Annotated in this window: 4 protein-coding genes; 2 read left to right on the top strand and 2 right to left on the bottom strand. The window is 40.4% G+C overall.

The genetic code is table 11. The annotated features are described in order from the left end of the window. Positions 1-7: 7 nt before the first annotated feature. Both GSB9_00611 and GSB9_00612 read left to right on the top strand, forming a co-directional pair. On the top strand, positions 8-868 hold the full coding sequence (locus tag GSB9_00611) for a substrate-binding domain-containing protein (GenBank protein ID UKM64064.1): 861 nt from the start codon (positions 8-10) through the stop codon (positions 866-868). A gap of 72 nt (positions 869-940) precedes the next feature. Next, the gene (locus GSB9_00612) at positions 941-2,161 is read left to right on the top strand and encodes a hypothetical protein (GenBank protein UKM64065.1); all 1,221 of its coding nucleotides are present in this window, start codon (positions 941-943) and stop codon (positions 2,159-2,161) included. 73 nt (positions 2,162-2,234) lie between these two features. Here GSB9_00612 and GSB9_00613 read toward each other — a convergent pair whose 3' ends face one another. Continuing rightward, the gene (locus GSB9_00613; GenBank protein ID UKM64066.1) at positions 2,235-12,014 is read right to left on the bottom strand and encodes a T9SS type A sorting domain-containing protein; all 9,780 of its coding nucleotides are present in this window, start codon (positions 12,012-12,014) and stop codon (positions 2,235-2,237) included. Positions 12,015-12,264: 250 nt separating this feature from the next. After that, entirely contained in the window at positions 12,265-14,841 is a 2,577-nt protein-coding gene (locus GSB9_00614) for a T9SS type A sorting domain-containing protein (protein ID UKM64067.2), read from the bottom strand. Positions 14,842-14,880 lie beyond the last annotated feature (39 nt).

Consider the following 14,880-nt stretch of genomic DNA (forward strand, 5'->3'; position numbering starts at 1 on the left):
TAAATTGATGAATACAGTTAAGATTGGTGGTGTACCAGAGCATTTTAACCTGCCTTGGTATTTAACTATAAAAGACGGCGAATACAAGAATAAAGGTATCAACTTACGCTGGCAGGATTATCTAGGCGGCACAGGTGCTATGTGCAAAGCCCTTAGGGATGGCGATATTGATATTGCTGTAATTTTAACCGAAGGCATCACCAAAGATATCATTGCTGGTAACCCCAGTAAAATTGTACAAACTTTTGTTCAAACACCTTTGGTATGGGGCGTTCATGTGGCACAGCATTCACCCTATAAAACTATTGAAGATTTAAAAGGCACTAAGGCAGCTATTAGTCGCTTTGGGTCTGGTTCGCATTTAATGGCCTACATAAATGCAAAAGACAATAATTGGAATCTTGATAAAGATTTAGATTTTGAAGTGATTAACAACTTGGAAGGCGCTGTGGAAGGGTTAACAAATGGCGAAGCCGATTATTTTCTTTGGGAAAAATTTATGACCAAACCTATCGTCGATAAAGGAATATTTAGACGCATTGGCGATTGCCCCTCCCCTTGGCCTTGTTTTGTCATCGCTGCACGCGTAGATTTTATTAAATCCAATACCGAAGATTTAAAAATAATATTAGACACTATAAACAACACTACTGCCGATTTTAAAACCATTCCGAGCATAGACAAAACTATTGCAAACAGGTACGAACAAAAGTTAGAAGATGTTCAAGAATGGCTAAAACTTACCGAATGGTCTCAAGAAGTTATTGATAAAGCAACAATTGAAAGAGTACAAAATGAGCTTTTCACCCTTAATATTATTCCTAAAACGGTAAGCTACAAAAAGATAGTTTCTAATTTATACAGCTAAATATCAATGTTTTAACTTCATAAGCTGGATTGAAATGCTTAACTTTGTAATAATAAGGTAATTGTTATTACAATGAATGATATTATCCTCTCTAATTTTCATCCCATATTAGTTGGAAAATTGATTGATCAAAACCTGATCAATCAATACACAAAATTCTTATATCATTTTTTTCAAAACTTCAAATTACAAAAAGAGAAGCATTTAGAGTTAGACAAAAAAGAAATTAACTTTAGTGCGGTTTCAGATCATGTAAATAAATATGCCATTCCTTCAAAAAGCATAGAAAAGCGTCAGGTTTTACTATTTGATGAAATAGAGCCCTTTATAGTAAATGAGATGGCAAATACAACACCATCAAATTATATTTTTCCAAAAGGATTTGAGTTTCTTCCAGATAGTCATTACGGACCTAAAATAGAGATGCGAATGGATTGGTTCAAAAAAAAATTAGGGTATGTATTCGACAAATTCTACGAACATACCCCAAACAAACCAGAACATCTAATTCATGTGACTTGTTCTGGTTATTCTTCTCCTAGTTTAGCTCAGGAAGCCGTAATAAATAGAAATTGGAATGATGTAAAAGTTACTCATTCCTACCACATGGGCTGCTATGGGGCTTTCCCAGCTATTAGAACAGGGTCAGGTTTACTGTCATTAAGCAAGATTAAAGGTCGTGTAGATATTGTACATACAGAATTACTTTCTGTCCATTTAAACCTAACAGAATTCTCAGCCGCAAACACTATGATTTGTTCCTTATTCTCTGATGGGTTTATTGGTTATTCTTTATATGATGAAAACTTATTTTATGAAGAAGGTATCAAAAGTAATAAAGCAGGATTAAAAATTCTGGCTTCACATGAAGTCATAATACCTGACAGCTTAGAAGATATGACCTGGGATTTAGGAGAATATAGTTTTTTAATGACATTATCTAAACGAGTCCCTGTCTTTATTAGAAAAAATATAAAGAAGTTTGTTGTAAACATGTGTGACAAAATAGGATTAGATTTTGAAGCTGAAAAGGATTCAATATACTATGCTATTCATCCCGGCGGACCAAAAATCATCGACTATGTAGTTAGGGAATTAAAAATTGACAATAGTAGAGCACACTGGTCGTATGAAATACTAAAACATAATGGCAATATGTCTTCAGCCACCTTGCCTCATATCTTTGATAAAATCATTAATGATTCTCACATTAAGACAGGTACCAAAATTATAGCCATTGCGTTTGGTCCAGGACTAACGGCAACAGGACTTTTACTTGAAAAAATAGCATAATTTTTTTTAAAATTAATAATAATTAACTCATTAAAAAAGGGGCTGTTTGAAAAGTTTAGACAGCCTCTTTTTTCTATATTTTAACTAAGCGCTTAAAGTATTGTTTATTATCCATTGAAGCTATTTTAAGTAAATACACACCTTGATCAAAAACGTCTAAATTATTAATTTGAATGACTCCATTTTTACATTTTGTATGCAGTTTTACAACCATCCTTGCTCTAATATCATATAATGTTATTGTAAATAATTCACCATTAAGATTTGAAGGCATTAAAACAGTAATTTTAGAGCTGAAAGGATTAGGCTTGATAAATATTTCCGTTAAACTAAACTCTTCTGAGTTAAGTCCTTCACAGGCATCTCCAATATTATTACCATCACTATCTTCTTGATTAGGGTTAGCTATATTAGGGCAATTATCTATACAATCTGGTATACCATCACTATCAGTATCAATTTCATCAATAGGTATTCCATTCGTACAGTCGTTGTCCTTGCCGTCACAAAGTTCCATGGCTCCCGGGTAAACGGTACTGTCGCCATCGTCACAATCCGTGCTGTCCGAAACATAGCCCGGCGGGGGTGAGTTTGCCGTTTGGCTCATGCCAGGGTCTCCATATGTGTCGCCGTCGCCGTCAAGGTACCAGGTCCTTAAATCCGAACCGTCGCAGTCCTCGTCAATACCGTTGTCTGGGATTTCTGTTGCATCCGGGTTGATAGTAACCTTGGTGTCATCACAGTCACCCTCGTTTTCAGAGAACCCATCACCATCATCATCCACACTAGCAGAACTGTCCAAGGTCGTTGGGTTACAGTCGTCGTCTTTGCCATTGTCCAATATCTCTGTTGCTCCAGGGTTTACAGATGAATCACCGTCATCACAATCGTTATTATCCATAACATATCCTGCTGGTTGCGAGCACGCCTCTTGAGTATTCCCCACATCACCGTATCCGTCACCATCAGTATCGGCATAATAGGTATTCTTGACACCTTCATCAACCTGACCGTCGCAGTCGTTATCAATACCATCACAGACTTCTAGATTACCTGGGTAAGATGCCGATTCATTGTCATTACAGTCCGTGTTATTACCAACATACCCCGCAGGCTGGGTATTAGACTGCTGACTAATATCAGGGTTTCCAAAACCATCGCCATCCAAATCTTGGTACCATAAGCTAGCATCGGTACCATCACAGTTTTCATCGGTACCATTATTTGGGATTTCAACCTCGCCCGGGTTGATATTCGCATCAGTATCATCGCAATCGGTACTGTCCGTAACATATCCTGCTGGTTGTGAGCATGCCTCTTGAGTGTTCCCCAAATCACCGTATCCGTCACCATCGGTATCAGCATAATACGTATTCTCAACACCTTCGTCTACCTGACCATCACAGTCGTTATCAATGCCATCACAGACTTCTACATTACCTGGGTAAGATGCCGATTCATTGTCATTACAGTCCGTGTTATTACCAACATACCCCGCAGGCCGGGTATTAGACTGCTGACTAATATTAGGGTTTCCAAAACCATCGCCATCCAAATCTTGGTACCATAAGCTAGCATCGATACCATCACAGTTTTCATCTGTACCATTATTTGGGATTTCAACCTCGCCCGGGTTGATATTCGCATCAGTATCATCACAATCGTTATTATCCGTAACATATCCTGCTGGTTGCGAGCACGCCTCTTGAGTATTCCCCACATCACCGTATCCGTCACCATCGGTATCGGCATAATACGTATTCTCAACACCTTCGTCTACCTGACCATCACAGTCGTTATCGATACCATCACAGACTTCTACATTACCTGGGTAAGATGCCGATTCATTGTCATTACAGTCCGTGTTATTACCAACATACCCCGCAGGCCGGGTATTAGACTGCTGACTAATATTAGGGTTTCCAAAACCATCGCCATCCAAATCTTGGTACCATAAACTAGCATCGGTACCATCACAGTTTTCGTCTGTACCATTATTTGGGATTTCAACCTCGCCCGGGTTGATATTCGCATCAGTATCATCGCAATCGGTACTGTCCGTAACATATCCTGCTGGTTGTGAGCATGCCTCTTGAGTGTTCCCCAAATCACCGTATCCGTCACCATCGGTATCAGCATAATAGGTATTTTTAACACCTTCATCAACCTGACCATCACAGTCGTTATCAATGCCATCACAGACTTCTACATTACCTGGGTAAGATGCCGCTTCACTGTCATTACAGTCTGTATTATTACCAACATACCCCGTGGGCTGGGTATTAGACTGCTGACTAATATTAGGGTTTCCAAAACCATCGCCATCCAAATCTTGGTACCATAAGCTAGCATCGATACCATCACAGTTTTCATCTATACCATTATTTGGGATTTCAACCTCGCCCGGGTTGATATTCGCATCAGTATCATCACAATCGTTATTATCCGTAACATATCCTGCTGGTTGAGAACATGCCTCTAGAGTGTTCCCCAAATCACCGTATCCGTCACCATCGGTATCGGCATAATACGTATTCTCAACACCTTCGTCTACCTGACCATCACAGTCGTTATCAATGCCATCACAGACTTCTACATTACCTGGGTAAGATGCGGATTCACTGTCATTACAGTCTGTATTATTACCAACATACCCCGTGGGCTGGGTATTAGACTGCTGACTAATATTAGGGTTTCCAAATCCATCATCGTCCAGGTCCTGATACCAAATACTGGCATCGGTACCATCACAGTTTTCATCTGTACCATTATTTGGGATTTCAACCTCGCCCGGGTTGATATTCGCATCAGTATCATCGCAATCGGTACTGTCCGTAACATATCCTGCTGGTTGAGAACATGCCTCTAGAGTGTTCCCCAAATCACCGTATCCGTCACCATCGGTATCAGCATAATACGTATTCTCAACACCTTCGTCAACCTGACCGTCACAGTCGTTATCGATACCATCACAGATTTCTAAATTACCTGGGTAAGCGTCAGCTTCTGTATCATCACAGTCTGTATTGTCAATAACATAACCTTCAGGTGCTGAACAAGCCAGAATACTAGCGCCAACATTTCCGTAGCCATCTCCATCTGTATCGGCATAATAGGTATTCTTGACACCTTCATCAACCTGACCGTCGCAGTCGTTATCGATACCATCACAGATTTCTAAATTACCTGGGTAAGCGTCAGCTTCATTGTCATCACAGTCTGTATTGTCAATAACATAACCTTCAGGTGCTGAACAGGCTAAAATACTAGCACTGGCATCACCATAACCATCCCCATCAGTGTCGGCATAATAGGTATTTTTAACGCCTTCATCTACCTGACCATCACAGTCGTTATCAATGCCATCACAGACTTCTACATTACCTGGGTAAGATGCCGCTTCATTGTCATTACAGTCCGTGTTATTACCAACATACCCCGCGGGCCGGGTATTAGACTGCTGACTAATATTAGGGTTTCCAAATCCATCATCGTCCAGGTCCTGATACCAAATACTGGCATCGGTACCATCACAGTTTTCATCTGTACCATTATTTGGGATTTCAACCTCACCCGGGTTGATATTCGCATCAGTATCATCGCAATCGGTACTGTCCGTAACATATCCTGCTGGTTGTGAGCATGCCTCTTGAGTGTTCCCAACATCACCGTAACCATCCCCGTCAGCATCAGCATAATAGGTGTTCTTGACACCTTCGTCAACCTGACCGTCGCAGTCGTTATCGATACCGTCACAGATTTCTACATTACCAGGGTAAGCGTCAGCTTCTGTATCATCACAGTCTGTATTGTCAATAACATAACCTTCAGGTGCTGAACAGGCTAAAATACTAGCACTGGCATCTCCATAACCATCCCCATCAGTATCAGCATAATAGGTGTTCTTGACACCTTCGTCAACCTGACCGTCGCAGTCGTTATCGATACCATCACAGACTTCTAAATTACCTGGGTAAGCGTCAGCTTCTGTATCATCACAGTCTGTATTATCAGTAACATAACCATTAGGTGCTGAACAGGCCAAAATACTAGACCCTGCATCTCCATAACCATCGCCATCACTATCAGCATAATACGTATTCTCAACACCTTCGTCAACCTGTCCATCACAGTCGTTATCAATGCCATCACAGACTTCTACATTACCTGGATAAGATGCCGCTTCATTGTCATTACAGTCTGTATTATTGCTAACATAACCTTCTGGTGCTGAACAAGCCAGAATACTAGCGCCAACATTTCCGTAGCCATCTCCATCTGTATCTGCATAATAGGTATTCTTAACACCTTCATCTACCTGACCATCACAGTCGTTGTCAATACCATCACAGACTTCTACATTACCTGGGTAAGCGTTGGCTTCATTGTCATTACAATCTGTATTGTCAATAACATAACCTTCAGGTGCTGAACAGGCTAAAATAGTAGCACTGGCATCACCATAACCATCCTCATCAGTGTCGGCATAATAGGTATTCTTAACACCTTCATCTACCTGACCATCACAGTCGTTGTCAATACCATCACAGACTTCTACATTACCTGGGTAAGCGTTGGCTTCATTGTCATTACAATCTGTATTGTCAATAACATAACCTTCAGGTGCTGAACAGGCTAAAATAGTAGCACTGGCATCACCATAACCATCCCCATCAGTGTCTGCATAATAGGTATTTTTAACACCTTCATCTACCTGACCGTCACAATCGTTATCAATGCCATCACAGACTTCTACATTACCTGGGTAAGATGCCGATTCATTGTCATTACAGTCCGTGTTATTACCAACATACCCTGCAGGCTGGGTATTAGACTGCTGACTAATATTAGGGTTTCCAAAACCATCGCCATCCAAATCTTGGTACCATAAGCTAGCATCGGTACCATCACAGTTTTCATCTGTACCATTATTTGGGATTTCAACCTCGCCCGGGTTGATATTCGCATCAGTATCATCGCAATCGGTACTGTCCGTAACATATCCTGCTGGTTGAGAACATGCCTCTAGAGCGTTATTCATGTCTCCGTAACCATCCCCATCAGTATCGGCATAATAGGTATTCTTAACGCCTTCGTCAACCTGACCATCACAGTCGTTATCGATACCGTCACAAACCTCTACATTACCAGTGTACGCATCTGCTTCTGTATCATCACAGTCCGTATTATTACTGACATAACCTGCAGGTGCAGAACATGCTAAAATACTAGCACTGGCATCGCCATAACCATCGCCATCAGTATCAGCATAATAGGTGTTCTCAACACCTTCGTCAACCTGACCGTCGCAGTCGTTATCAATGCCATCACAGACTTCTAAATTACCTGGGTAAGCGTCAGCTTCTGTATCATCACAGTCTGTATTATCACTAACATAACCATTAGGCGCTGAACATGCCAAAATACTAGACCCTGCATCTCCGAAACCATCGCCATCGCTATCAGCATAATAGGTGTTTGTTACACCCTCGTCAACCTGACCGTCGCAATCATTATCAATGCCATCACAAACTTCGGTATTACCTGGGTACGCATCTACTTCTGTATCATCACAGTCTGTATTATCACTAACATAACCGTTAGGCGCTGAACAGGCCAAAATGCTAGACCCAGAATCTCCGTAACCATCCCCATCAGTATCGGCATAATAGGTATTCTTAACGCCTTCATCAACCTGACCATCACAATCGTTATCTATGCCATCACAGACTTCTACATTACCTGGGTAAGCGTTGGCTTCATTGTCATTACAATCAGTATTATTACTGACATATCCTTCAGGTGCTGAACAGGCTAAAATACTAGCACTGGCATTTCCATAACCATCGCCATCTGTATCGGCATAATAGGTGTTTTTTACATCTTCATCAACCTGACCGTCGCAGTTATTATCAATACCATCACAGATTTCTGTAGCGGCAGGGTTAACATTAACATCAGTATCGTTGCAGTCCAAACTGTTAGAAACGTAACCTAAGGGTTGGATACAGGACAATTGACTATTTTCAAAATCACCATAACCATCATTATCACTATCGGCATACCAGGTATATTGTCCGGTAATATCATTATCCGCATCATCTATTTGTCCGTCACAATCATTGTCAATGCCATCACATATTTCTGTAGCGTTGGGATTAATATTAGCATCCGTATCATCGCAGTCCAAACTGTTGGAAACATAACCTATGGGCTTATTGCAGGACAAATAACTATTGGTAAAATCACCATATCCGTCATTATCGTTATCAGCATACCAAGTATCCTGTCCCGTTATGTTGTCATCTGCATCATCAATCAAACCATCACAATCGTTATCAATACCATCACAGATTTCAATAGCCAGAGGGTTAATATTAACATCTGCATCATTACAATCTAAACTGTTAGAAACGTAACCAAGCGGTTGGTTACAGGACAATTGACTATTTCCAAAATCACCGTAGCCATCACCATCACTATCGGCATAATAGGTATTCTTAACGCCTTCATCAACTTGACCATCACAATCGTTATCTATGCCATCACAGACTTCTACATTACCTGGGTAAGCGTTGGCTTCATTGTCATTACAATCTGTATTATTACTGACATATCCTTCAGGTGCTGAACAGGCTAAAATACTAGCACTGGCATTTCCATAACCATCACCATCACTATCGGCATAATAGTTGTTTGTTGCACCCTCGTCAACCTGACCATCACAATCGTTATCAATGCCATCACAGACTTCTACATTACCTGGGTAAGCGTTGGCTTCATTGTCATTACAATCTGTGTTATTGCTAACATAACCTTCTGGTGCTGAACAGGCTAAAATACTAGCACTGGCATCTCCATAACCATCGCCATCTGTATCGGCATAATAGGTATTCTTAACACCTTCATCAATCTGACCGTCACAATCATTGTCGATACCATCACAAACTTCAGTAGCATCGGGGTTAACATTAATATCTGAATCGTTACAATCCAAACTGTTGGAAACATAGCCTGATGCCTGATTACAGGACAGTTGGGTAACGTTTAAATCGCCATAGCCGTCACCATCATTGTCGGCATACCAGATGTCTTGACCAGCTATACTGCCATCGGCGTCATCGATTAAACCGTCACAATCATTATCAATACCATCACAAACTTCAGTAGCATCGGGGTTAATGTTAATATCTGAATCGTTACAATCCAAACTGTTCGAAACATAGCCTGATGGCTGATTACATGACAGTTGGGTAACGTTTAAATCGCCATAGCCGTCACCATCATTGTCGGCATACCAGATGTCTTGACCAGCTATACTGCCATCGGCGTCATCGATTAAACCGTCACAATCATTATCAATACCATCACAAACTTCAGTAGCATCGGGGTTAATGTTAATATCTGAATCGTTACAATCCAAACTGTTGGAAACATAGCCTGATGGCTGATTACAGGACAGTTGGGTAACGTTTAAATCGCCATAGCCGTCACCATCATTGTCGGCATACCAGGTGTCTTGACCAGCTATACTGCCATCGGCGTCATCGATTAAACCGTCACAATCATTATCAATACCATCACAAACTTCAGTAGCATCGGGGTTAATGTTAATATCTGAATCGTTACAATCCAAACTGTTGGAAACATAGCCTGATGGCTGATTACAGGACAGTTGGGTAACGTTTAAATCGCCATAGCCGTCACCATCATTGTCGGCATACCAGGTGTCTTGACCAGCTATACTGCCATCGGCGTCATCGATTAAACCGTCACAATCATTATCAATACCATCACAAACTTCAGCAGCATCGGGGTTAATGTTAATATCTGAATCGTTACAATCCAAACTGTTGGAAACATAGCCTGATGGCTGATTACAGGACAGTTGGGTAACGTTTAAATCGCCATAGCCGTCACCATCATTGTCGGCATACCAAGTGTCTTGACCAGCTATACTGTCATCGGCGTCATCGATTAAACCGTCACAATCATTATCAATACCGTCACAAACTTCAGCAGCATCGGGATTAATATTAATATTTGAATCGTTACAATCCAAACTATTGGAAACATAGCCTGATGGCTGATTACAGGACAGTTGGGCAACGTTTAAATCACCATAGCCATCGCCATCACTATCGGTATACCAAACCGTATCCGGGTTAAGGTTAACATCACTATCATCACAATCAGAATTATCCAAAACATAGTTGGCGGGCTGTTCACATTGTGTCAGGGTAACTGCATTGTTGCCATAACCATCGCCATCACTATCGGCATACCAAGTCGTATCCGGGTTAAGGTTAACATCACCGTCATCGCAATCGGTATTGTTTTCGGAATAGCCCACTGGTGCCGAGGTTTCACACAAATCTTCCGTAGTGGTCGAGCCAAAACCGTCGCCATCAGCATCCACATAGTAAGTGATTGGCACATTGATGCCTGCATTATTATCGTCACAGTCTGTGTTGTTGGTAACCGTGTTGACGGGTTGTAATGCCGAACACACACTCGTAGCCGGGGCACTCGAATCCCCATAGCCGTCGCCATCGTTATCGGGATAGTAATCAACCTTCGCTAGCCCTTCGTCTATCTGTCCGTTACAATCATTATCCAATCCATCACAGATTTCAGGGGCTCCTGGGTAAACAGTAGATTCAAAATCATCGCAATCCCCTCCGTCTGTTGAATAACCATCAACATCACCATCGGTTATGGATTGTGAAGACCATAGTTTGTATGTGAAATTGGGGTTGGTCGCCTTAAACCCCTGTGAATACACCCTAAAATAATAGGTTTGGCCAATGGTTAAATTATTATAAGTAATTTGTTCGTCTCCTGTACCGGTTATACCATCACTACAATCTAAAAGTGATAGTGTATTGCAATCACCCGAAAATAAACTTAGCCTACCATCAAATAAAGGATCCAAGGCAATATTAATATCGGTCGTTTGGGCCAAAAACCTATACCAAACATCGTCCCTAGCATTGGCACTTTTGGCGTTACATATTTCAGCATCCTCGTTGGTCTCTGCTCCTCCCAAAACGCTTCCAGGTACGGAGGTGGCATCACTACCGTCAATCGCCTTTCCCGTTTCCTGGATTATAAGTGTCGCTCCACTACAAATGTCATTCGATGGAGGGTCTGTTGATAATGTTGTTATATTTGGTGTAATTAACCAGTTGCTATAATCTTCTGACCCACAATTGGAGCGGATAGCCACCTGATAAGTGGTGTTTGCCATCAATGCATTTTCACCTGAGGAAGCCTCCAACACCCCTCCTGTCGATCCATTAGCCACGTGGTTACCTGTTCCAGGGGTAAAACCGGTTATACCAATTTCCCAATCGTAATTTGAAGGGCTTGGCCCAGTACTTGGCGCACTCCAATAAAAATCCAACCTTGTGTTGGACAAGTAGCTTACCCTTGGGGCTTCGGGTTTATAGCAAGTTGGTACCTTTTGTAAATTAACGGTATGGTTATTACTGTCACCATCACAGCTATTACTCAAGTGGATGATTACCCGAATTTCTCCCGTGGGAATATCAGCTGACTGGAACGTATAAGTTAAAGGTGAAACACTTTCGGCCAAAACCACACTTCCGGAAGCGTTTCTTATCGTTATGAAATCGTTACTATTAAGGTACTCGGATGTAAACGTATATTTTTCTTCTAAAATGTTAGTCACCGTTACATATTCTCCGGCATAAATTGAGCTCGTTACCAACTCCAGATCTTCCGTGTTTTTAGCCGTATAACTGGGTACAACTGTTGTATTACTATTACAATTTTGAGCATTAGACCATATAGTAAAAAATAGAAGACCAATGCATGTAATTTTATTCATGCTATTCTAATTTAAATTTATTAAAGACTATTGCTATTAATCAGGAGTGTTTAACACTTAAAAACCAATACATTTAGGTCAAATTTCACAAATACTTTGGAGTTACTTTAAAGTTATTTATTATTTATTACAACAGCATTTAAAACAGATAAAACACTTAAAATATCGATTAAAAGAAAAGCCCGTATACCTGTATCTTATGACAAAACTTATCTAGATTTTGTAATTTAGTTTTAAGATCTAAATAGTTCTAAAGCTTAATAATTTGCTTAATCGTAAATTCAGAATGAGATGAAATTTTTAAGAAGTATATTCCTTTTTGTAAATGCGTAAAATAATTGATTCTTATAACGCCATTGTTATTAGTATGGTTATTGTTATAAATTAAACGTCCGTTTAAATCGAATAATGTTATACCGATTTTCTGGTTATTTGGTTTTTGTTGTACGTGCAAATTAAAACTTGATTTGAATGGGTTTGGCTCTATTAAAATGTTTTTCAATAATGATGATGTTTGTACCGATAGACTTTCACAAGCATCACCAATACCATTTCCATTACTATCTTCTTGTCCAGGATTAGAAACCTCCGGACAGTTATCCTCACAATCCAATACCCCATCAGAATCACTGTCTACCTCGCTATTAGGTATGCCATCTGCACAATCGTTATCTAATCCATCACAGATTTCTGGTGCTCCTGGATATATGGTATCATTTCCATCATTACAATCAGAATTATTATTAGACTCACCAGAACCCGGACTACTATTAACTGACTCTACTATAGTTGATGAACCATAACCGTCTTCATCACTATCCAGATACCACTGATATAATCCATCACAGTTTTCGTCAATACCATTAGCTACAATATCTGTTGCTTCAGGGTTTATGGATGCATTACTATCATTACAATCTAAGGCATTGTCTGATTCACCTAAGCCCGGACTGCTGTTATCCGACTGAATAATGGTTAATGAGCCATAATTATCGTCATCATTATCCTGATACCACTGGTATAAACCATCACAATTTTCATCAATACCATTGGCTACCACTTCGGTAGCGCCTGGGTTAACCGCATTTGTATTATCATTACAATCTGCACTATTTGCCACATAGCCATTAGGCTTGGTATTAGCAAGTGTGGTTTGGTTTATATCGCCATAGCCGTCATCATCAGCATCTCGATACCAGGTTTTAATATCACTACCATCACAGTCTTCGTCTATATTGTTATCCGGTACTTCTGTCGCTCCAGGGTAAATATAATTTTTAGTGTCGTCACAGTCACCCTGATTTTCCGAAAAACCATCACCATCATCATCCACATCAGCCGAGCTATCCAAAGTTGAAGGATTACAATCATCATCTTTACCATTATCAGGTATTTCTGTTGCACCCGGATTCACATCAGGATCATCATCATCGCAGTCTGTATTGTTTATCACATATCCTGGTAAGGGGCCATCACAGACAAACTCTAACACATTAGGATTTCCAAAACCATCACCATCACTATCGGCGTAATAGGTTGTAAAGCTAAGTCCTTCATCAACCTGTCCATCACAATTATTATCTAACCCGTCACATATTTCTTCAGCTCCAGGGAAAATGGATGCATTACCATCATTACAATCAACAGCAGGATTATTACCATAACCATCGCCATCAGCATCAGTAGTTTCAGTACTAGACCACAATTTTACTATAAAGTCAGGATTAGTAGCAGAAAACCCTTGTGAATATACCCTAAAATAATAGGTTTGGCCAATGGTTAAATTATTAAAGTTAATCGCTTCGGTAGTTGGGGAAAGTCCACCATTATTATCACTACAATCCAAAAATGTTAGTCCATTGCAATCACCCGAAAATAAACTTAACCTGCCATCAAATAAGGGTTCCAAGGTAATATTTATATCGGTTGTTTGAGCCAAAAACCAGTACCAGACATCATCACGGGCATTAGCATTTTTAACATTACACGTCTCGGCACCAATATCAGTTCCTGCTCCTCCTAAAACAGACCCAACAATTTCGGTTGCCGAAGTTGCGTCAGCAACACCAGTTTCCTCAATTATGGCTATGGCCCCACTACAAAAATCATTAGGCGGCGGGTCTGCTGATAATGTTGTTATATTTGGTGAAATTAAAAAGTTGCTATAATCTCCCGATCCACAATTGGAGTGGATAGCCACCTGATAAGTGGTGTTTGCCATCAATGCATTTTCACCTGAGGAAGCCTCCAATACCCCTCCCGTCGATCCTTTAACCACGTGGTCGTTTGTTCCAGGAGTAAATCCAGTTTTACCAATTTCCCAATCGTAATCTGAAGGGCTTGGCCCGGTACTTGGCGCGTTCCAATAAAAATCCAACTTTGTGTTGGACAAGTAGCTTACCCTTGGGGCTTCGGGTTTGTAGCAAGTTGGTACCTTTTGTAAATTAACGGTATGCGTATTACTGTCACTATCACAGCTATTGCTTAAATGAATGATTACCCGAATTTCTCCCGTGGGAATATCAGCTGACTGGAAGGTATAAGTTAAAGGTGAAACACTTTCGGCCAAAACCTCACTTCCAGAAGCGTTTCTTATCGTTATGAAATCGTTGTTGTTAAGATACTCGGACGTAAACGTATATTTTTCTTCTAAAATGTTGGTCACCGTTACATATTCTCCGGCAAAGATGGAGCCAGTTACCAACTCCACATCTTCCGTGTTTTTAGCCGTATAACTGGGTACATTTGTTGTATTACTATTACAATTTTGAGCGTATATGTTTTTTGCTAAAAAAAAGATAAGTGTTAAAAGATAGATTTTTTTCATCATCAAAAGGTTAAGTGGCTTATCATAAATATATTACAT

Source organism: Flavobacteriaceae bacterium GSB9 (genome assembly GCA_022749295.1).
Classification (GTDB): Bacteria; Bacteroidota; Bacteroidia; order Flavobacteriales; family Flavobacteriaceae; genus Flavisericum.